The sequence below is a fragment of the Curtobacterium sp. S6 genome (assembly GCF_000710345.2).
GTDB lineage: Bacteria > Actinomycetota > Actinomycetes > Actinomycetales > Micrococcaceae > Rothia.
The window spans coordinates 38,080-59,844 of sequence record NZ_JHEL01000009.1 but is presented as its reverse complement, the minus strand read 5'-3'; the positions used below and the strand labels follow the sequence as shown (position 1 = coordinate 59,844).

Genomic DNA, 21,765 nt, shown 5'->3' with positions numbered 1-21,765 from the left:
CATATTATAACCTTTCAATAAATGTAATTTTATTTACCATGAACAACTGATACGAAAAGACCGCGCGCTCTACGGCTGAGAGCCTGGTCAAGGAAATGGGTGCGGGACATCGTTGGCGGCGGGAATGCCGAGACGGGCCAGGTGCTCCTTCATCCGAGGCATCTCGCGGAAACGCTGGCGCTCGGCGCCGAAATCTATCGGCAGGAGCCCCGGAACCGTCACGGCCGTGCTGACCAGGCCGAGTGCAGCTTGCGCCGCCGTGGTTAATACGGTGCTGTGCACCGCGAAACCCCGCGTGGCCAACAGGTCACAGATCCTCCGGAGGTGGTCCGTCACCTGGTCCGCCATCACCCCCCGAGCGAAGTCTTTTCCGCGAAATTCGCTCAGGGACGTCTCCACCGGAGACGAGATCAGAATCCCCAAATGTCGCGAGGCCACCTCGGGCAGACTGAAAAGATCGGCGTGATCGGAAAGCGTCCGGACATTCTGAGGTTGTTGCGCCAAGGCCACGACCTCATCACGGCGTCGCTCGAGGCGCTCTCCCATGGTGGGCGCGTCGGAGGCGATCTCCGCGAGCGCTCCTCGAACGGCGTCGTACACATCCAGCGAACAGCCGGCCCCGACGCATCCCCCGACGCGCCGGGAACGGTCGATGGCGACCGCGATCACCACCGGTATGCCGAGGTCGCTGGTCGCGTCGAGCAACGTCACCGTGAATCCGAGATGGTCCAATCGGGCGCAGGTGAACCGAAGATCCTGGGGCGTATCCGCGTCCAGAGTGAGCCGGGGAAGGGCCCGGCCTGCGCCCCACGCGAGCAGGAACGCGTCCCGTTCGATGAGTTCGAAGAGCCCGTGCAGATCGGCCTCGGGCCGCACGCTTCCGGTACTGCAACCGTTGGAGGTCTCCTGAACGAACCGTTCCTCCAGGGGTACCGCGTCGTAGGCGACCGAGGACAAGGGGACCCAGGACGGTGAGCCTGACGTCAGACACCGCGAGCGCGCCCACAACAGGGGCGCATCCGGGCGGTATCGCATAGCCGTGGGGTGCAGGGCCTCGAAGCGGGCGTCGTACAGCCCCAACTCCGCCGGATCGACGACGAGGGGCCCACCGGTTGCGCTCTCTCTGCTCAGGTCGGCCCAGGTCGAGCGGAGGACATCGACCTGCCGGTCGCCGTTGGAGGGCCCTTGGCGTTCCAGGCCTTCGAGCATCGCCACGAGCCGACTCCCCCGGACGCTGTTCGTGTGGCCTCCCCAGGTCACCGAGTGCCGCCAACCGGTATCGCCGACGGAGCTACTTCCGTAGACCACCGCGTTGACGGGATGGTCCCACCTGACACCGTAGCTCTCCGCGAGGAGGCCGCACCTGAAGTTCGTCAGGGCCTCCTCTTCCTCGAGCAGTCCGTGGACCGACGAGACCCTCTCGAGGCCTTTCGGCCAGTCCTGTGGATCGGGCGGTTGGCAGATGCGGCGCAGGTCCTGGGCGTCGGCCGGCTGAGATCGAAGGCCTCCGCGGTGGAACACCAGGAGCCGGCCGGGCGCGACTTCGCCCGTGAGTATCCTCGCCACCAGGATGGACACGGACGTCCGGTGCCACCCCAACCCATCGAGAACCTGCCCCGTGCGCTTCGGCCCCTCACCATCCGGTGCGGACACCGGCAGAGCGTTCCGCCATCGTCGGAGGATGCCGCGCCACGTGTCGCGTCCCGAGGATCCGGCCGAGCCGGTGCCCACGTGCACCAGCAACCAGGTTCCGGCGACGAGCAACCGCACCCGCATCCGGACACCTTCCGCGCTCCCCTCAGGATCGATCGCCCCCGAGGCAACACGGCATCCCGCCGAGTCGTGCACGTCGATGACGGCCGAAAATCCGATGCCCGGCGCCAGGTTCCTCACATCGCGGGCGAGGCCTGCGGCCCATAGCTCGAGCGGCGTGTAGGCGGCGTCCACGCCGTTTGCCTCAGGCATCGAGTTCATGGGCACGCACCACGGTCAGGCCACGGTCGGCGAAGACGTCCGGCGTGATCTCGAGGACCTCCAGCCGTAGGGCGTGGTCCTGGGCCGCTCCGAGGGACCCGGGAGAGATGCCTTCCAGGGCCTTCCAGTCGACATCCCGCAACAGCTCGAACCCCTCGATCAAGGGCCTCGGGGGCGCATCGGGGGCCTGGAGTTGCAGGGCGAGTTGGTGCTCGGCGACGGCCTGAGTGAGGGCGTTCATCACGGCCTGGTCGTCGTCGTCCCCGCCGGCGAGCGCCGCCGCCACGGGCATCTCGTCCGCGGCATCCCAGAGGGCCGCGAGGGCAACGCTCACCCCGCCAAAGCGCCCGACCCGGTAGGCACGCGGTGACAACCCCCAGATGTCGATGCTTTCCAGCAGGTACTTCGCCCGGGTCGGATACTCGTGAGCATCCAACGCATCCACTTCGACGGCGTTTCGCGCCAGCCCCCGCACGGCCCGCACCCGTGCGGCCGACCAACGAACCTTCCGCCGGGCCTCTTCGGGATCGAACGACGCCGCCACGTGGACCGATTCTTCCCGCACCGACGAGGAAGCCATGCATTCCGAGGTCAGCCGAGCGGCCGCTTCCTCGATCGCCAGGCACCGGGCGTCCGCCAGCGTCTCGAGGTGCCAGGCATCCACCACGACGTCGCGGCCGCCGAGCATGCCGTAGCGCAACCGGGAAATCTTGAGCGGCAGTTGCTCCAGGGGCTCGTCCTCGAACACCCGAAAAATGCCCGTATGCCGATTGACCAGATCCGCCGTCGCTTCCAACCGTTCGAGGGCGGTGGCGTGCCCTCGTTCCGGCCCGTGGGGATCGCGACCTTCTGGGCGTGGCGTCACGGACCCTACGATCGGTGCCGAGACGACATCCGCCGTGTGGATGTCCTGAATCAAGACTTCGCGGCCAGCGTCCTCGTTCCTCGCTCCCCCGACTTCCCGGAAGACTTCGAAGGCGGCCAAATTGCCGACCATGGCCTCCACCGTTGCCGGTGCCGACGCGACGGCGGCGACCCCGGGAGCGGCCTGGACGGCGCCCCAGAACCGGGCGGCGTCGTGCGGCGCGGAATTGACGCTCACGCGGGCGGCGGCCTCCATCCATCCCGTCCCCTCCTCGCCCTGGAGCGACGGAACCGGACCCACGATCACGCCGTCGCCAAATCGCCACAAGGCGGTCACGGGGATCCGCCGATCCTCGGCGAGGCGTACGCACCTGGCCACGATGTCCTGCCCATCGTTGGCGCTCGCGACGATCACGTGGTCGGCCTCGCGCATCATGGGCGCCAGCTCCTGACCGTTGACGGCCTGCCAGTCCAGCTCACAGGCCACGCGCCGATCGATCATGGTCTCGCGTTCGGCCATCACCTCGCGCGGTGGCGCATCGTGTCTGGTGCGAACGGTCAGGTGTGTAAAGCCGTTGCGCATCAGCCCGATCACGGCCCATGCCGCCGCGGGCCCCTCACCGACCACGAGGATCTTGGCATCACGGATTCGCCGGAACCCCGGCCCCGGGTCCGCGCTGAAGTGAAGGAGGTACGACATCTGAGACGCAAAGGCCTCGCGCACCTCCGGGGAAATCTCGCGGAATTCGGCAGGCACCCGAAGAAGGAACCCGTGCCGATCTAGGGCCTTGATGAGGGCGTTCGCCCGCGAACGGTCTGCCCCGGGGAGATCCTCCAGGATGTGCTCGCCGGTCTTCCGCCCGTCGAGGGTCGTGAACAGGCGCCGCACCAGCGAAAAGCCTTCTGCGCCTTTCACCTCGAACCCCTCGTCGGCGTTGTGAATCAGTGTTCCGTGCGAAGACCGCGCGAAAATCACGTCGTCTCGAACGCGCAGCATCTCGCTCGCGAGCGATGTTGAGGACGTCATGGACGTGTCCTTTCCGTAGGGCCGGCCGAACCGGCAAGTGTGTTGTGTGCTTCAGCCCGCGAGCCCAGCGTCGCGAACGCGTGCTCGATGGCTGATCCCATCGCCCCGATCGCCGTCCGCAGGGCCTGATCAACGTCGAGGTTCACTCGCGGATCATGCAGCGGGGCAAAGGCCCGGGTCGTCTCCCAGAAGTTCTCTCCCCCGGCGGCCGACCAACGCCGCGGATCGATCCCCCCGAACAGCCAGTACACGACGGGGGCCGGTCGCTGCGGAGGGGCGCCGGATAAGTCGCCGAGGTCCTCCGCGGAGGTCATCGGGCCGAGGTCACGGACGACGTGCCGCGGAAGACCCCGGCGCAGCCCCTCTGCGACGGCCGCCGCCAAGGAGGCCTCGTTGTGCAGGGGAGGAACCAGCCGCGACCTCACGCACCGTGGCCCAGCCCAGCTCCGCAGGTGCGCCAGGCAACGACGTGCCGCCTCGACGTCGGTAAAGCGTGCCGCGAGCGTCGTCCGTCCCGGCTCGGTGACGCTCCAGAAGGTGTGGGCTCCAGCCGTCGGACAGATCGCGTCGAAATCCTCGGCCCGGTCCCCCTCCGGGACCGCGACCGTGCATTCCACGTGGGCCGAGGTGACCTGGCCCGGAAAGGTGGCGATCATGTCCGAGGGCATGATCGCCACGTGCTGGGCCAGCAAGACGTCCGGTTCGGGCACCAGCGACCCCAGGCCGTCCGCGACCATGGCCTGGGCCCCCGTCAAGGATTCCTCCGCGGGTTGGGCCACCAGGACGAGGGTTCCCGACCACGACCGCTCACACACGTACGCCGCGGCGGCCCACCAAGCGGCCAGGTGAAGATCGTGGCCGCATAAATGCTCGGCGCCAGTTCCGGCACGTCCCGGCCCAGAAGGACGGGAATGGTGGCCGACCGCGTCCAGCTCGGCGCGGGCCCACACGACGGGTCCAGGCCCACGGTCGATGACGGCGACCACGCCATGACCCCCGATACCTGTCCGGACCGTAGCTCCAAGTCCCGCAACGATGTCGGCCACGAGGGCTGCCGTGGCCGCTTCTTCCCCGGAGGGCTCGGCCAACGCGTGCAAGGCGTCGTACAGCTCCCTGGCCCGCCGGAACAATTCGGCCGGCACCTGAGCATCCGTCCGCGTCATGAGCGTTCGGGCTCCGGCTCGTCCCCCGGCCTGGTCTCCGCGGCGTCGAGGAGCGGGAAGACGTCTCCGACGAGCCTGTCGAGGTTGTCCCGCATGGACCCTTCGTCCTGCCCTCCAAAATCCACCTGCCAGAGAAAGGTGTCCACGGAAAAGCGGTCCTGCAGTTCCCGGATGGTCCGGGCCACGGTCTGGGGCGACCCGACGACGGCGGTGCCGTCCTCTCGCAGGCCGAGGTGCGCCAATTCTCGGGCGTGAGCGGCCATGTCACCGTAGCCGGGATAGTCTGCCGACTCGGTCCTCGACCAGCACTCGATGGCATCGCTCCAGACGGTCATGTACCGGGAGTGAAAATAGTTCGCCTTCTGGTAAGCGTGCTCGTCGGTATCGGCGATCATCAGCGGAACGCTCAGTGCAACCTTGCCGCGGGCCCCGTTGTGGGCCTCCTGGTAGGCCTCTCGGTAGACGTCCACGAGGCCGTCGCTGAATTTCAGGTCCTTGCGGGCCGGGGGCAGGGACATCATCAGCCCGCACCCTTGGCGGGCGAGCCATTCGAAGCTCTCCGGGGAGCGCACCGCGGCTCCCCACAACGGCGGATGCGGGGACTGGTACGGCATCGGAAAACTGCGGACCTGTCGATAGGCGAAGAACGGAGTATCCGCCGTCGCCGAGGCCTGGGTCCAGAGGTCGCGGACGGCCTCGATCGTCGCTTGGTAGCGGGCCCTGCTCTGGTCCATGGGGACCCCGAACGTCTCGAATTCGTACGGTAGCCACGCCCGGCCCAATCCGAGGTCGAGGCGGCCTCGGCTGAGGTTATCGACCATCGAGGCATGCGCCGCGATCTGTACCGGATGGTGGAATGCGGGGATGAGGGCCCCGGTCATCAACCTGATCCGCTGGGTCTGGGCGGCGACCGTCGCGAGAAAAGTCAGCGGACTGGGCGAAAAACCGCCGTATTCGTGCATGTAGTGCTCGGTCATCTTGACGTGGCTCAGGCCGAGCCGGTCTGCGTATCGACAGATCGCGAGGACATCGTCGTAGTAGTTGGCCGCGGAGCCATGACCGTCCTGACGGTCGGGAAGGAGTGAAATTCCGTGTTCTGCCATGGTGAATGCTTCCTTGTGTGTGGTGGGGACTCGTTGATGACGTCGGTCAGGGAAATGGATGGGGCACACGCCTCACACCGGGCGCCGACGACGCCGGGCGAGGCAGGAATCGGGGTTGCGCGGCGCGCAAACGTTTCATGGTCAGGGCCCGTTGCCGGTCCCACCCAAAATCGATCGGGAGCAGGCCCGGCACGACGACGCGGGCGGAATGCAGGCCGAGCTGTTTCTGCTCCCGGGAGGTCTGCTCGACGACGTACGCGTGGTGGCCCCGCTCCTCGAGCGCGTCGAGAATATGGTCGACGTCTTGCCTCAGGTCGGCGGGCCTCGGGCGCCGCTCGCCGTAAAGCCGTTCGTAGCCGCCGACGGTCTTCGGGCGGAAGTATTGGGGCGCCAGCTCGGGGAACCCGGGGATCCCGGGTAAGACCGCGTGGTCGGCAAGCGTCCGGATGAGGTCGAAGTTCCGGAGGGCCGCGGGGGCCAGATCCGGTCGACCACGCACCTCGTCCCGGATGATGGGTATCCGTGAAAGCACTTCGCAAGCGGCTCCGTCGATGGCATTGACCGCGTCCAGGTCCGCGGCGGCGGCGAAGACCGCGGCTCCCTCTCCGGGGACGTCCCGTTCCGCGACGGCGCACACCACGGGAACCGGCAGATCGATTCTGTTATCGAAGAAGCGGAGCGTATACCCCCGGGCCACGGCGCATGCCACGGCTTGTCGGGCGCTCGTTCCGGGCACCGAGCGGTCATCGATCTGGGTCAGCGGAAGGGCCCGATACCACCCGAGCAGGAAGGCATCGCGCTCGATGACTTCCAACAGGCCACCGAGGACGGCCTCGGTCAGGCTCGATCCCACGCTGCACCCGCTGGAACTTTCTTGCACGACGTAGGGAGAAGTGTCACCGGAGTTGTAATAGACGCACTGTTTGGGAACGAGTTTCGGTCGACCGCGGCGGAGCGGACGTAACCAAATCCACGTCGTGGGCGTGTGACGGTCAAGCGCGAACCACTCGTGCGTGCGGCGCTCGTCGATGCGGATCCCCAGCGTGTCCAGGTCGAGCGCGTGGTCGGCGATGTCGTCGTAGGTCGCAACGATTTCCGGTTGTCCACCGATATTGGCGGCCCCGCTATCGCGTTCGAGGCCTTCCAGCACGGCAGCGGCGACCGACGCCGAAAAGGTGCGTTGTTGGCCGCCCCACCCAATATCGGTCAAGCCGCGTGGGCCCCACCGCCGCATCATTCCGCCCGAGGACGCGAGCGTGGGGGCGTCGAAGCCGCGATCGATCCGCGCCCCGAGGGCACCCCAGGTGGGGTCGACCAGGGCTTCGCTGGGTAGCTGGAGGCGATCCACCGGGGTGCTGAACCGCGCAAATCGTGAGTGCCGGACGGCCCCTGGCAGCCGCGGCGCGGCGGGTCCCCCGGATCCCGCCGGAGCGCAGGACGGGCACCGGGAGTGCGCCAAGAAGGGGGAAGACGCGGTCCGGCCGGTACGCAGATCCACGGAGAGCAGCCAGGCCAGCTCCGCGCCGTCGCCGGAACGCGACGCAGAGAGGGACGCCGTGAGCAGCCCGATGGCCTCCACCACGGCAGGCTCGTGCATTCTCAGCCATCCCGGACGTGTGCCCGGCAGCGGACCTGCCGCTTCGAAACGGTCCTCACGCGCCGGCAAGGCTTCCAGAGCCCCTCGCTCCCGAGGGGGCCGCAGTTCCTGCCACCGCAGGGCGATGCATCGGGCGCATCCGCGCAGCGCGTTCTCGGAGTTGTACGGACCCACCAACACCGTGGTGCCAGCGACCAGGGCGACGGGCTCGGTGACGGATTCGACGGGCCAGGACGCGAACGCGTCGAAGGCGCCGAGGACGACGAGCGGCAAACCGGCCAGCGTGCACCGCGCGGCTCCCGAAGCTTCGTCGCGTGAAGCTGTTCTGCGCTGCGTCACTTCCACCGGAACACCCTGATGGCTATGCCCATGATCACGGCCGCGAATCCCGCGAGGAGCCCGCACATGAGAAGAACGTGTGAAACCGAAGCGGTTCCCGCGAGAGAACCCGAGAGCCCGTCGACGAGATACCGCAAGGGAGAGATCCGTGAGATCGTCTGGATCCACCCGGCCACCTCGGGCAAGGGGAAGAAGACCCCGGAGAAGAACGCGAGAGGAACCAACAGCGCATTCGCCACGCCACCCACCGAATCGGGGGTCTTGGCCACGGAAGCGATCAGGCACCCGATGCTGAAGAACGCGGTCACCCCGAGCACCACGACCAAGGGGGCCAGGTAGACGTTCGAGGACACGTGCAGGCCGAAGACCGGGAGGGACGCGACGGCGGTACACAACGCCGTCTGCAGGAGCGCCACCACGATGGCCACCAACAACCGCGACAGGTACACCGTTGCCGGCGCGGTCGGTGTCATGCTGATCAGCCGCAATACCTGATGATTGCGCCATTTCACCATGCTGTATCCGACGCCGAATATGGCGCTATTCGCCATGCCGTAGGCCAGGATTCCCGGAACGATGTAGTCGGTGAAAGACCGCCCGTCCGACGCGTATCGCCCCATGTAGATCATTTCGAATGCGAGCAACATGACGACCGGAAAGATGAAGTTGAAAAAGAGGCTAAACGGATTTCTGAGGGTGTCGAGTGCCGCCGCCTTGGTCAAGGGCCTAAGACTCATGGGACATCTCCTTTCCGGTGAGTTTGAAATACACGTCTTCCAACGTGGCGTGCCGGGCCGTGACGCCCGCCAGCCCGCCGCTTTCTTCCACGATGGCCATGACCGCCCCGGGGCGGGCCGTGTGTAGTACGAGCGATCCTTCACGTTCTTCCACGAGGTGGACGTCGGGCAGTTGTTCCGCTTCCTGACGGGTAAGCCGCCCGGGAGCGGTGATGATTTGGGTCCCCGAGGAGTGCGTGGCGCACAGCTCCGCCGGGCTCCCCACGGTGACGATCTCCCCGGCGTCCAGGATGGCGACCCGGTCGCACAATCGTTCCGCCTCGTTCAGGTAATGGGTCGTATAGATGGTGGTGGTTCCCGCGGTCCTCAGGCGTTCGAGGGTCACCCATAGTTGCCGCCGGACCTCGGGGTCGAGAGCCGCGGTCGGCTCGTCCAGAAAGATGATCTGGGGACGATGCAGGACCGTGGCCGCGATGGACACGCGTTGCTTCTGGCCGCCGGACAGTTTGTCGATGCGCTTCTTCGCGACGTCTTGCAGATCCACCAGCTCCATGGCGTCCTCGACGTCCCGTCGGCTGGCTCGACGCAGCCCGGCAACGACCTCCAGATGCTCCCGGACCGACAACGCGTCGAAGAATGCGGGATGTTGTGTCTGCATCCCCACCGAGAGCAGGAATTTCTTGTCGCGCACCGCGGGATCGAATCCGAGCACCCTGATGCGACCGGATGTCGGCGATTGCAGGCCCGCCATGAGCTCAATGAGCGTGGTCTTTCCTGCGCCATTAGGGCCGATCATTCCGAAGAATTCGCCGCGGGCGACGTTCAGGGTAATACCGCCCAAGGCAGAGGACCCGTCGTAGTTCTTGGTGACATTCTCAACGGTGATGGCCGGTGGGGTTGATGGGCTCTTCACAGTCCTGCCTTCTCGGTGGTTTTGGTTGATTTGCCGAGGGAGGCTCCCCACGACAGAAGCATCATCGCGACCATGGCGCCGACGGCGAAGAGATCTATCCCGCTCTGTCGGATGGTCACGGCGAGCACGATGACAAGGGTTGCTGCGCTGGCAACGGCCGCCATGGCGATGACCGATGTGCGCCAGAGGCCTCCGCTGAAACGATGGGGCGAGCCATTCGCACGCCGCAGGCCCGTGGCGACGCTGAATGGTTCACGCGTGCCCAGGATGCCGCTCAGCGCGGCGGATCCGTCCAAGGTGGGGAAGACACAGAGATTCGTCAGGACGTTGATGCCGCCGATATAGAGGATGAGGGTCGGCACCGGTTGGGCGGGGTTCTGTGTCCAGACCACCAGGATGGGGGCCGTCACCACGAGATCGACGATCACCCCCGCGAGAGCGACCATGGTCACTCCGGCTCGGCTAGGCAGCAGCCCCAGGTTCGACGAGCTCATGTATAGGTAGAGGCTCCGCCCGGTCCATTTCCACCCGAATCTCCGGACTCGGCCGCCGCACAGGCGCACCGCCGCGGCGTGACCGGCTTCGTGGACGATCCCGCGACCCAGGACGAAGAGCGCGGCGAGAAGAATCTCGGTAAGCCCCGGGATGCGGCGCGATAATTCCGCGGTGATCTGCGGCCAGTGCGCGAGGTAGAAACCGCCCAGGGCCAGTGCCATCACAATGATGGTCCACCCCGCGACCGCCCGCCAGGCCTTTGTCCGAGAGACATCGTTCGGGGACGAGTCGCCCGGCCGGGTCCGCCACTCGAGGATCCCGCGGTCGGCAAAACCGCCGTAGAACGTGGCCAATGACGCGGGGTTCACGGCCGTGGACGAGGAAATGTCTTGAAGGGTTGTGGCTCCGTCGGCTTTGCGCAACAGGGCATACTGGGCCTCGGTGAGCCGCACCAATCTCTGTTGGCTCTCATCCGACACCAGCCGCCCCCACACCCCGTTCTCCACGGTGTGGTGACCGATCACCGCCGTGCGTAAGAGCGCGGGAAACACTCCGGCGGCATGCTCGGCAACCGCGTGTTCCGCGAAGGGCTGGTTACCGATCATGGCTCTCGCCCCGCGATGTTAAGGCCTCGTGGGCCAGCTGCGTGAGGTACACCTCGTCGGAAATCAACACGTGCATCCGGTTATTCATCATGTGCACGTAGGAGAACAGCAGACGCACCCGCGCGTCATAAGGTTGGGCCCGGACGTGCGTGCCTGGGCTCCGGAAGTCTTCAAAGACCAGGTCCCCGTTGCGCGCCAGGGCATCCACGTTTTCCGCCAGCTCGAGACAGTGGTGTTTCCAACGGGCCGCCAGCCGGCCGCTCGAACGCGAGGGTTCGATCTCCGCGGCAAGTTGCTGCGAGCGGATCGCCGTCGGGAGCGACTGCGCGATCTTGGGGTCCATATCTTGACCCGACAGGTAGTCGGTGCCCACGAATGAATCGCGCCAGTGCTGTTCGTATTCTCGGTAGAATTCCGCGCGGTCCTCCTCGTCAGGCAGGAAGACCGAGGCGATGATCTGCATCAGCAGAAGGGCCGTCCCGAAGAGATGCATTCGATCGAGCAAACGGCCCTGATGGGCCAGTTCGAGGCAAATATCAGAGGCCGTTTCGAAATGCTCCTCGCTCAATCGCACCCCGTGTGGGCCACCGTACCGGGTCAGTTCGGGCTGATACTCCCGGAGCACCACGGTGTTGTTGGCGACCAGGCGCATCTGTCCGTTGTCATCGACGGAGCGCCGTCTGTCTTCGTCGTTAAACTCCAGGCGAAAGAGGACGTCGTAGCTTTGCTCAGAAAATTCTTCCTCGTTGACCCGATATAGCGCCGGTCGACGCCGAAGAAACTCCTCGATATAGCGATCTCGCACGTCGGTCACGCTCCGGGGGTCGACGCCGTCCCGGGGCAGCAACCGCAGCCTGACGTGGGGGCCTTCGAGCCAGTAGTTGATGAAGAAGTACCCCGAAATCAGGTCTTCCTCCCGTAGCCGATGCACCATCGGTCGTAGGCACTGCGCCAACAATGGTTGCGGGTGCGCCGCATAGTGAATGTGCGAGGCCAGCCACTGGCGCGGTGGCGTCTCAATGTGCCGTGTCACGGGCGTCTTCCTTCCTGATGGTCCATGCTGTATCCGCCGGCTTCTGCGGAGGAGAAACGGTCATCGCCGAATGTGTTTCGATGACGAACTCCCGAACCGCTGCGGCATCGTGTTCGGTCTGGTCGCCGAAGGGATCAGGCATGACGCGATGAAAAGTCAGGGTCGCGGCTTGGTGGACGTTCCGGTCGTTGAGCATCGCGTCCACCGACAAGGGGGAGTCAAAATCGACGAAGACCGGCTTGCGAGTTGAGGGAACCTCGCCATCGGCAACCGTGTAAAAAGCACGCGGCGGCAGGCCCAGGTCTCGCGCAAGCTTCCGGGCCCTCGCCCAGGTCTCTAGATCGACCTCGCGGCCCATGCCGGCCTCCCACAGACCCACGGGGGTGCTCCAGGACTCGCGCGCGAGCACCACGGCGCCGTGCCGCACGGCTGGTCGTCTCACGATCCCCCGCGCGTCGGCGGGAACGGCCACTCCATCCCACAGCGACAGGTGAGGCGATACCGCGTCTCCGAGCAGCAACAGCAACCTGGTCAGCTCGGGAAGCGCCCGGCTGATGAGGTAACCGGTGTAGACCGGCACGACGTACCTGTTCAGGGACTTGCTCCACAGCATGGGTCGTCCCGTCGGGGCCCTGCGCAAGGCCAGGGAATCCAGACGGATCGGGGTCACCGCGGTGTCCAGGTGAGGGCCGCCGGGCAGTTGCAACCCGTACCGGAACGACGAGCGATGCAGGTTGAGGTTGCTCGTCGCATCCGAACCAGGCACTTCGGCCCAAATCACCTCGGCGTCGTTCAAGGAGCCCATCGACTCCGCGACGGCCGTGTGCACCGGATCCGCCGCGTCGAAGGCGCCCGTGAATCGGGAGAGGGAGAATCCGGCCCCGCCGTGAACCTTATTGAGGATGATCTCGGAGGAATCACCCGTCGGACATTGGATGAATGCGGTGTACGAGCGGGCGTGCATGAAACTCGAGCATCGATGGTGTTCCTCCGGCGCGAACCCCGCCAGATCGATGACTTCCTCGCCGGCTCGCTCCTGGATGTAGTCGCGAAGTCGCAGCCGTTCGGCGTCGCAGTGCGGCGGAACCGAATCATTTAACCAGTTCGCGCGCGGCCTGTAGTCGAGGCCGGAGAAGGTCCCGGTGCTCGCGCCCCAGGCGAGGAATTCGCGGTAGACGTCGTCGTCGAACTCCGTCAGGAATCCGGCGACGTCCTCGACGGTTCCGCCTTCCGGCACCCGGGCGTCGAAGAACGCGCTCAAGAGATGCCGATGGGCTTCGGCCGGATCGAGGAGGTGGAACAACCAGCGCAGGGATGCCAGATCGTCACGTACACGGGTCGACAGGACCATTGCGTCCCCACCCGAGAAGGGATGGACGACGTCCTCGTAGATCAGCGTCTTGGGCAGGTCAATGTCTCCATCGGCCATGTCTCGGACGGTCTGCCGCACCTCGTCCAGGATCCGCAATCGCTCGGCGTCGTCGGCGCACGAGAAGCGGTCCCGAAGCCCCCGCAGGGTCAGGAGCGCCTCCCGGACCGCGTGTGCCCAGGGGGTGTTCATCGGCGACAGCCTGTTGTCCAACGTCTCCAGCGGATCGTCGTACGGGCTCAACCGCACGAGACGACATTCCACGACGCCCAACCGCACGAGTTGGCGCACGATCCTGCGACAACCGTCGTCATCGCCGAGGCCTTCGGAGCGCAGGGTCTCCGCCAGTTCCGCCCCGGTCAGTTGCGTGCCCGGCGCAAGGGCCTTCAGGACGGATTGCAGAATAGTGGACGTGTAAAACCACACGAGCTTGTCTTCGACCAGGTCGAAGTCGCGTTCCGCCTCGACCTCGTCGTTGTCGATCACCCGACGCTGCACGGTTCGCATGAGGTCGCTATCCCTCGACACGGCGTCGGATACTTCGAGGGGCAATTCGAAGAGCGCGTCCCCCGACACCACGGCTCGTAGAACGCGCGTCAGCAAGACGACGTTGAGTTGGGAATGAGTCACCTCGCGAGCCTCACCGGTACCTGCGCCCTGCAACGCGCGGGTTGTCGGTCCTTCGGCCCGAACCAGGCACGGGGCCACGGTCGTCAGCGAGCTGAACGGACTCGTCTTCAGCGATGCCCGAGCGAGGTATTTGAGGATCGACCGCTCGATACCGCGAGAGGCCTTGGACCGGACCGCCACGGTCGGGCTCAGGCGCCAGCGCTGAACCCCGCGGCTCAGCTCGGGCGACCCCACCGCGAGGGCCTTCGCGATCGCCGGTTCCCGGCTGGCCTTCTTGAGACGGTCGCGCGCGTCCCGCACGCCGGTCGAGAAAGCTTCCTCCAGGCGCGATCGGGTGTTGCGGTGCCTGTCGCACAGTCTTTGATAGTCATCCAGCAAATCCGCGACCTCGGGGGCTTGTCCTGCGACATAGGCCCTGACCGAATCGTCCACGTCAACGCCCGCACCTTGATACACGGCGCGCCGGAGTTTGATGAGCTTCCGCCTCGTCTGCGCATCCGCGCCCGGAACCAGCGGAAATATTGCATCGGCGAGCCGCTCCCCCGCATTACCGAGCTCTTCGGTCAGGCTCATGTCCTGCTCGTGCAGGGCCGCGGCGGAGGTAGCCCGCAGGTCCGTACAGACATCGTGGGAGACTCCCGGCAACCTGACCGCACCCACCGGATTGACCGTCAACCCGCCATTCCTAGCCCGCGTCTTCATAGTGCTCGAGCCCACGTGTGGACCATGCCTTTCGTATAGAGGTCGTACCGATACCGCGCGAGTTCTGCGCTCTCGGACCCGGCCATCAGGATGATCACCGGCCACATTCCCGGCCGGACGGTTGGGTCCGCGGTCTCGTCCTCCTGGTGCCCTTCGAGCCCGAACACCTTGCGATATTCCACGTTGTTGAACCCCAGGGCCGCGCCGGCTGCCAAGTTCGCGTGGGCGGCCGCAAGGTAAAACTCCTGCGTGGCGCGTCCGATGGCGGCATTGGCCACGCGATACATGACGGATCCCTGCTCGGAGATCGCGCGGCCATAGTCAACGCAAGGCACGAGCACGAACGCGAGGTTCGCCATGTTGTAGTTCGGTAGAAAGTAATTGCGTTGCAGAAAGTCCGTGGGGTCCTGAGCCGAAATGAGCTGCAGGCCATGAGGAGTCCAGCGGTAGAAGCCTTGCGGCGTCTCCGCGACGTTGATGACCGCCACGTACCACTCAAGAGGCGTTCGAGTGCTCTCGTCAGCCACCCGACTCTCTTGAGCCTGGGGCGGACCGGCAAGGGATTCGAGCATCCCCTCCAACGTTGACCGAGGAATGGCTTTCCACCCCACACGGCCGAATGCGCTTCGGCGTTTCGTCAGTGCCGAGATGGTGCGACGACGTTCCGCGTCGGTCAGCACCACCTCCGACGTCCGCGCCGGGGCGCATGTCACGGCCTCCGTTGCCGGCCGGTTGCTGTCCACCATTTCTCGCTGCATGGCCCGCACCATGTCAAAGGAGATCGTGCGTTGGGACCACTCATGGTCGTGAACGTGGACTCTCGCCGTGAGGTATCCGGGGGCCGCAGACCGCTCGCAAGGCGGGTCGACGTCGTGTTTCCTCCTCAGGTCTGCATATTCCAATGCCGTCACCGACAAAAGAGGTTCCGCTTCGGGGTCAATTCCCAGCAAATGAGCCACCGCCTCTTCATCAAAGGTGAAGCTTCGGCGTGAAACTTGGAGAGTTTTCCCAGTCAATCTATCGATACTGGCGAGTATTGCGCCGTGATCGAGCGTGGTCACGTGGTAAGAAAAGGCACCATATTTGAAGGCAGAACGCCATAGCTTTGGACCGACGACCAGATATCCTGCCGTGGGAATGGAGGAGTCTTCTTGATTCAGGAGACGGCCCATTCTTTCGGCGGCAGGACCCACCGAAAGGCGAACCAGTGAGTGTGTTCCGGGGGAATAGTAGTAGACACCAGCTATGCAACCGTCGTTTCCGGAACTCACCCAATACATTGAATTCGGATAGAGAGATCCCCCGGAGGCCGTTCCCCGAGACCATCGCGCGCTGGGATACCGCTGCATCCTCCCCACATCGTCATTCGCCGTGACGCTCAGTCTCCGCGAAAGCCTTCCATAGACGAGGCGCAGAAGGCCGCCGAGGCTCGACAATCTCGCCGCATCGGGAGGAGGCAAGTGATCCGGCATCGTCGCCAAGTCGATGGATATGGACCTCGGATAGAACTTGCCATCACGTGGCGCATCGGACCAGTTAGCCACGAAATCCGCGGGCGGCATGGGGCCTGATCCACGCCGCAGAACAGTGCTGAGATACGAATGCGTAGCTCGCGAGGCCACCTGCCTCGGCTCGGGTATTTCTGTCTTCAAAGAATCATCGCCTCCACCGCAACGAACCTGGGGAACTGACCAGGAGCGGCGGGCGGGTCCGCACCATAACCCGCGGGGCGGACCCGCCCGCCAAATCATCAGGCGCAGCAGCACGTGCAGCTGGAGGTGCTGCTGCTACTGCATGACGATGTGTAGGTGTTCTTACTCATTTCCTCGACATTGGCGTAATCCTCGATTTCGAGGTTTGCCGCCTCGAAGTCAATGGCCGATTCGGTGATGAGTCCATCGCTCATGAAATTACCTTCTTTCAGATCAGATGATGAACATGCTGCCGAAGCACTCTGGGCTTCGCTTGATTCCTATCAAGCTGCAACACGATGGATACTACACCTAAAAATCTGAAAGAAGCCTGTGACTGGGAAACCTGGAAGTATTCTGGGAGCTTTCAAAACTGGAAGAAGGCTGAGAAACTTTGGTGTCCAAAATGGACACAAGACATTTTCAGTTACTGAAGAAATGTTTTAAATGCGCTTTTCTGATAAAAATCTGAAGAGAGCCAGAATGTAAACCGTAAGCGCCAACCTGGGCGTCTTCACGGGGAGCTTGTGAGCTAGTCCGCCGCGCGCCGCAGGATCGTCGGCATCGGGTCCTGCAAATCCATCAGCAGACTCACGACGCTGTCGCCGGTCACGTGGTGGTGATCCGACCAGGTCAGGGTGATGCCGTGGTCGGCAAAATATCCCTCGGGGTCGTCCCCCATGTACGCGCGTCCGCCAGCGCCGGCGAGGTATTCGTCGCCGCCCACGGCCAGCACTTGTTCGATGAGTCGATCCCGCGCGTGGGCCTTCGGCGGGTCGGTGAAGAGGATCGGCGTGGACAGCCCGAGCAACTCGCGGACGATCTGGATCAGGGCGAGGTTGACCTCGTCCAGGTGCGTTCCGTCGGCTGCGAGGATGCGTTCGCACAGGTCGGGACCGCGGTCCTTCCACAGCGGCGCACCCCGGTAGCGGCCCGAGATGGTGTCCACCAGGCGACGTTGCCAGCCCTCGCGCACCACGACGTCGGTGATCGGCACGAGCGACGGTTTGCCCTGAAGCATGTGTGAACACCAGCGATCCCGCATGGTGACCCGGCGCTGATAGCCGTGCTTCTGGAATTGATCGTGCTTGGACACGATGAACGCGTCGCTCGTGGCCATCTTGAACCAGAACCCCGAGTACGGGAGCAGATCCGGCTGGTGGATCGTGACCTTCATGCGCGCACGTGCCTCACGAGGGCGTACTGCTCGGCAAAGGGTAGACCGCGCACTTTGCCGACGGATCCGGCGAGTTCCTTGATCGCGTTGATCGGATGAGAGTCGCCGGGCGTTTCGGACTCGTAGCAACGGCACGCCGCGGCCTTGAGATCGGCCTCCCTCTCGGTCAGCGGCTCGAAGACGTTCCAGCGGAGGTCGCTCGGGTACAGGCTGACGTCGTACACGGCGACGTCGTAGACGTATACGCTCGGGGTGCTCCAGTGATCCTGGGACATCGACAGGCGCGAGGTGCGCATGCCGGCCTCGTAGGTCGAAATGTGGTCCTGATGGAGGGAGGGGAAGGGGAGATAGAGTTCGGCGGGCTTGATCTCACCGCACACGCGATCGAGCTCCCTCACCAAATCCGCCATGTGCTCGCCAACGCTGCCGTCCGGCAGGTTGAGCTCGATGATCTCTTCGACCCCCACGGTCTTCATGGCGGCGAGGAATTCCCGGCGCCGGGTCTCGTCCCCCTTCGCGGCGACCACGACGACGCACTCATCGGGATATTTGGCCAAAAGGCCCCCGCATCCCATGCTTTCATCGTCCATGTGGGGCGCGACGATTAGTCTCTTCATGTGGTTCCTCGATGGTGGGATTAAGGATGGAAAACCGGTTTCCATACCACACAGTAACAAATGGGCGGTGTTCCCAGACCCTACGTGGCTACGGGTTACTCCCGGCTGGACGGGAAAATGTGACGCTCCCCAGCCGCCGTCGCACCTCACGAACCTGCTTTCGCAACATTTGCGAGCCGAATTATTATTCGCGCTTCCGGAGACGTATCGGGAGTGTATGCTTCATTCGCCGCGAGACAAAACCATTCAAGCGCGCACGGCCTCCTCCATCACCATAGGCATGGAATCAACCAAATCGGCCCGTCATGTCGCGACGAAGTCTCACGTACATACAGTCAATCCGCGTAGCCAGACGAGGACGGAGCGCATGAGAGCACCCAACGACCCCCACGGAACTCCTAGAGGGCTCTCTTCCGACGCCCCGCCGAAGTTTCGTATCGGTCTCGCGTACCACGGCGATCCGTGGAAGGAGACCTCGTGGTCGGGTACTCCACGCGGCATCGGCACGGCGTTACGGAGGCTCGGGCACGACGTCGTCGGGCTCAACGCCGCTCTGCCGGATCGCCTGGACCGCAGGGCCCAGCAAGTGCTGGCCGCGCCCCTCATGTTGTCGCGCCCTGGTGAGCTGGTGAGCGATCCGCGAATCCGGCATCACCTGGGACGAGCCAAAGCGCGCGTACGCATGGGCGCCGCATATACGCGGTTGGGCACGTGGACCATGACCCGGGCGCTGAAGTCGGCGGAGGAACTGGACCTGGTGATCCAAATCGGCACCACGTTCGGCGTGCGCCATCCGCGCACCGTCACCTTCGAGGACATGACGGTGCGGCAGGGGCTCGACGTCTCCTTCCCCGGGTGGGAGGGCATTTCCCAACGCGCCCAGGATTTCCGCGTGGCCTACCAGCGTCGGGCCTACGACGACGCCGTCACCTGTTGCGCGGCCACCCCGTGGGCCGCGTCCTCGATCGTGAACGACTACGGTCAGCCGGAATCTAAGGTTTTTTCGGTGGGGCTGGGCATCAACCACGCCAGTCCCGCGACCGCCCGGAGGTGGGAGACGCCTCGATTCCTGTTCATCGGAAAAGGGTGGGAGCTAAAAAACGGGCCCACGGTCCTCGCCGCATTTGCCCGAATTCGCCAAGAGTACCCGGACGCCCGCCTCGATCTAGTGGGCCATCATCCGTCGGTCGATCTTCCCGGCGTTCATGGACACGGCTTCTTGAGCCTCGCGGATGCCCAGGAAACCACGATGCTCAGCGAGCTGATTTCCCGGGCCACCTGCGTGGTGATGCCTACGCGCATCGAAGCGGCGGGGATCGCCCACCTCGAAGCCGCCGCCGCGGGGATCCCCAGTATCGGCACGTCCGTGGGAGGGGCACGGGACATCATCGGGCCCTCCGGGATCACCGTCACCCCGGGCGACGTCGACGATCTCACCGGGGCCATGCGCCGCATGTGCGACCCGGAATTCGCCCGCCGCCTCGGCGCCGCCGGCCTGGAGCGTGCCCCGCTGTTCACGTGGGAGATGGTGGCCCATCGGATTCTTCAGTCGGCCGGTTTGGAATCCGTCGACGACGCCGCGTGGCAGGGCCTCTTCACCGCCCCGGAGACGACCACGGCGTAACGGATAAGCGGGGCGTCGTCGAAACCGCGCGCCCCGCGTCTTCGCCGGTCAGGGGCGGAATACTCTCGCGAGTCATCCGGTTAGATGTGATGTGAGCACACGTAAAAACATCGGCTTCCTGTCCTTCGGCCACTGGACCCCGCACCATTCCTCCGCGACCCAGAGCGCCGCCGACGCCCTCCTTCAGGGCATCGACCTTGCCGTCGCCGCCGAAGAACTCGGGGCCGACGGCGCCTACTTCCGCGTGCATCACTTCGCACGCCAGCTCGGCACCCCGTTCCCGCTCCTGGCCGCCGCCGGCGCCAAGACCAGCCGCATCGAGCTGGGCACCGGCGTGATCGACATGCGCTATTCCAACCCGATGACCTTCGCCGAAGACGCCGCCGCGGCGGACCTCATCGCCGGTGGACGCCTGCAGCTGGGCCTCTCGCGGGGCGCGCCCGAGCAGGTCATCGACGGCTGGAAATACTTCGGCTTCGAACCCGGCGAGCACGAAACCGACGCCGACATGGCACGCCGCCACACGCTCGACGCCCTCGGCGTCATGACAGGCAAGCAATTCGCCCGCCCCAACCCCCGCCCGATGTTCCCGAACCCGCCCGGGCTCCTGGCCTTGGAGCCGCAGTCCGAAGGTCTGCGGGAACGCATCTGGTGGGGCGCAGGGTCCGACGCGACCGCCCGCTGGGCCGCGCAACACGGCATGAACCTGATGTCCTCGACCCTGAAGGACGACGAAACCGGCGAACCGTTCCACGTGCAACAGCGCAAACAGATCGAGGCGTACCGCGAGGAGTGGGCCAAGCACGACCACGGTTTCGAGCCCAGGGTCTCGGTCTCTCGGTCGATCTTCGCGATCACCACCGAACAAGATAAGCGCTACTTTCTGGCCTCCGGCGACGGCGAAGACCAGTTCGGCATCATCGACAACACCCGCTCGGTCTTCGGGCGCTCTTACATCGACGAACCTGACATGCTCATCGACCGCCTCCGCCACGACGAGGCGATCCAGGCCGCCGATACCCTCCTGCTGACCGTTCCCAACCAGCTCGGCGTCGACTACAACGCCCACGTCCTGGACTCGATCCTGACCCACGTGGCCCCGGGGCTTGGGTGGCGGTAGAGGACGTCCAACCACCTGGATAGAGGAACGCAGTTGACCTTGTCGTAACGTCAATGTTTAACGTCAGATGCATGACAATCACAATGATCGGCAGTGCGGCTGGGATGCGTGCGATGCTCAACAGCACGCCCGAGCAGTGGCAAGAAAGAACCCGCCAGCTATGGGCCCCCATGTCCGGGATGTACTTCTTCATACCTGGTGGGGCCGACATGGCCACCGTCCATACTCAGAACTTCGGTTTCGGCCGGGACACCCCACGACAAGAGGTGGAGGAAGCCGTCCTCGCCTTGGAGAGGGCCTATGCGTGGCGACGTATCAAACAGGCACTTAGCAACGGAACCCGGGAACTGGCTACGGCCAATCCGGAGGTGAAAATTCCTGACCTAACGGTCCTGTTGGTACTAGGCGACCCCACCAATTCGCACTTCATGGATGAGCTTCAGGGCCTTTCCGCCTTCGGAGGGATTAGCGGCTACATCGCCATCACAATTTGGCCCACCGAGGACATATTGGCACGGTTGGAATCAATCGCACTGCACGAATTACACCACAACGTACGGTATTCACCTGGGGGCGTCGTGTGGAGCCCACAAAGCGTTACCGTCGGTGAACAGGTCGTCGCAGAAGGGCTGGCGGACCTGTTCGCTGCCCAGTCCTATGGTCAACGCGGGTACACCCATTTCGTCAAAAACCAGACCCGGACGAGTGACCAAGTCCTGCGGCGCGTTATCGACGGACTGGCGGTGACGGGGATGCAGGACTTCCCCGCTTGGATTCTCGGTGATGCGAGCGCCCGCTTATTCGGAGCGCACCCGGTAGGTCTACCTACGGGGGCCGGATACGCCGCTGGTATACGCATCGTCCGAGCCTACTTGTCCGCAACAGGCCGTACCGCGACTGAGTGCGTGACAACCCCGGCCGACCACATCCTTAACATCGCTCTGCCACAGTTAGGTTTGGAGAATCGCCGTAGCTAATAGGAGAA

17 protein-coding genes are annotated in these 21,765 nt (G+C 64.7%); 3 read left to right on the top strand and 14 right to left on the bottom strand.

The window, feature by feature from the left end:
* Positions 1-87: 87 nt before the first annotated feature.
* The 14 genes from CURSPS6_RS00505 to CURSPS6_RS00445 form a co-directional block, all read right to left on the bottom strand.
* The gene (locus CURSPS6_RS00505) at positions 88-1,974 is read right to left on the bottom strand and encodes a YcaO-like family protein (protein ID WP_152977996.1); all 1,887 of its coding nucleotides are present in this window, start codon (positions 1,972-1,974) and stop codon (positions 88-90) included.
* Complete coding sequence (locus tag CURSPS6_RS00500) at positions 1,958-3,865, bottom strand: hypothetical protein (protein ID WP_030013297.1); 1,908 nt, start codon at positions 3,863-3,865, stop codon at positions 1,958-1,960. Before CURSPS6_RS00500 ends, CURSPS6_RS00505 begins: the two co-directional genes overlap by 17 nt.
* The gene (locus CURSPS6_RS00495) at positions 3,862-5,028 is read right to left on the bottom strand and encodes a M20/M25/M40 family metallo-hydrolase (RefSeq protein WP_051687447.1); all 1,167 of its coding nucleotides are present in this window, start codon (positions 5,026-5,028) and stop codon (positions 3,862-3,864) included. Before CURSPS6_RS00495 ends, CURSPS6_RS00500 begins: the two co-directional genes overlap by 4 nt.
* On the bottom strand, positions 5,025-6,131 hold the full coding sequence (locus tag CURSPS6_RS00490; protein WP_051687446.1) for an LLM class flavin-dependent oxidoreductase: 1,107 nt from the start codon (positions 6,129-6,131) through the stop codon (positions 5,025-5,027). Before CURSPS6_RS00490 ends, CURSPS6_RS00495 begins: the two co-directional genes overlap by 4 nt.
* A 46-nt stretch (positions 6,132-6,177) precedes the next feature.
* Positions 6,178-8,073, bottom strand: coding sequence for a TOMM precursor leader peptide-binding protein (locus CURSPS6_RS00485; protein WP_160319761.1), 1,896 nt, complete (start codon positions 8,071-8,073; stop codon positions 6,178-6,180).
* Positions 8,064-8,804 carry an ABC transporter permease gene (locus tag CURSPS6_RS00480; RefSeq protein WP_030013291.1) on the bottom strand — a complete coding sequence of 247 codons (741 nt, stop codon included), beginning with the start codon at positions 8,802-8,804 and terminating at the stop codon, positions 8,064-8,066. Before CURSPS6_RS00480 ends, CURSPS6_RS00485 begins: the two co-directional genes overlap by 10 nt.
* Entirely contained in the window at positions 8,794-9,717 is a 924-nt protein-coding gene (locus CURSPS6_RS00475) for an ABC transporter ATP-binding protein (protein ID WP_030013288.1), read from the bottom strand. The genes CURSPS6_RS00480 and CURSPS6_RS00475 overlap by 11 nt, the downstream gene beginning before the upstream one ends.
* Positions 9,714-10,817 (bottom strand): hypothetical protein, encoded by a 1,104-nt coding sequence (locus tag CURSPS6_RS00470; protein ID WP_030013287.1) that lies wholly within the window; start codon positions 10,815-10,817, stop codon positions 9,714-9,716. The genes CURSPS6_RS00475 and CURSPS6_RS00470 overlap by 4 nt, the downstream gene beginning before the upstream one ends.
* Positions 10,807-11,850, bottom strand: a complete 1,044-nt coding sequence (locus CURSPS6_RS00465) for a lantibiotic dehydratase C-terminal domain-containing protein (protein WP_035809875.1) — start codon at positions 11,848-11,850, stop codon at positions 10,807-10,809. Before CURSPS6_RS00465 ends, CURSPS6_RS00470 begins: the two co-directional genes overlap by 11 nt.
* On the bottom strand, positions 11,834-14,524 hold the full coding sequence (locus CURSPS6_RS00460) for a lantibiotic dehydratase (protein ID WP_030013283.1): 2,691 nt from the start codon (positions 14,522-14,524) through the stop codon (positions 11,834-11,836). The genes CURSPS6_RS00465 and CURSPS6_RS00460 overlap by 17 nt, the downstream gene beginning before the upstream one ends.
* A 23-nt stretch (positions 14,525-14,547) precedes the next feature.
* Positions 14,548-15,900 carry a nitroreductase family protein gene (locus CURSPS6_RS12230; protein WP_235503643.1) on the bottom strand — a complete coding sequence of 451 codons (1,353 nt, stop codon included), beginning with the start codon at positions 15,898-15,900 and terminating at the stop codon, positions 14,548-14,550.
* A 401-nt stretch (positions 15,901-16,301) separates the two neighbouring features.
* Positions 16,302-16,457 carry a thiazolylpeptide-type bacteriocin gene (locus CURSPS6_RS12225; protein WP_082469861.1) on the bottom strand — a complete coding sequence of 52 codons (156 nt, stop codon included), beginning with the start codon at positions 16,455-16,457 and terminating at the stop codon, positions 16,302-16,304.
* A 317-nt stretch (positions 16,458-16,774) separates the two neighbouring features.
* On the bottom strand, positions 16,775-17,419 hold the full coding sequence (locus CURSPS6_RS00450) for a WbqC family protein (protein ID WP_030013281.1): 645 nt from the start codon (positions 17,417-17,419) through the stop codon (positions 16,775-16,777).
* Positions 17,416-18,036, bottom strand: a complete 621-nt coding sequence (locus tag CURSPS6_RS00445) for a PIG-L deacetylase family protein (protein WP_160319759.1) — start codon at positions 18,034-18,036, stop codon at positions 17,416-17,418. The genes CURSPS6_RS00450 and CURSPS6_RS00445 overlap by 4 nt, the downstream gene beginning before the upstream one ends.
* A 367-nt stretch (positions 18,037-18,403) precedes the next feature.
* Here CURSPS6_RS00445 and CURSPS6_RS00440 point away from each other — a divergent pair, with 367 nt between their 5' ends.
* From CURSPS6_RS00440 to CURSPS6_RS00430, 3 genes are all read left to right on the top strand, one after another.
* Positions 18,404-19,660, top strand: a complete 1,257-nt coding sequence (locus CURSPS6_RS00440) for a glycosyltransferase family 4 protein (protein ID WP_035809873.1) — start codon at positions 18,404-18,406, stop codon at positions 19,658-19,660.
* A 91-nt stretch (positions 19,661-19,751) separates the two neighbouring features.
* On the top strand, positions 19,752-20,780 hold the full coding sequence (locus CURSPS6_RS00435) for an LLM class flavin-dependent oxidoreductase (protein WP_030013278.1): 1,029 nt from the start codon (positions 19,752-19,754) through the stop codon (positions 20,778-20,780).
* 71 nt (positions 20,781-20,851) lie between these two features.
* On the top strand, positions 20,852-21,757 hold the full coding sequence (locus CURSPS6_RS00430) for a DUF2268 domain-containing protein (RefSeq protein WP_030013277.1): 906 nt from the start codon (positions 20,852-20,854) through the stop codon (positions 21,755-21,757).
* Positions 21,758-21,765: the final 8 nt, after the last annotated feature.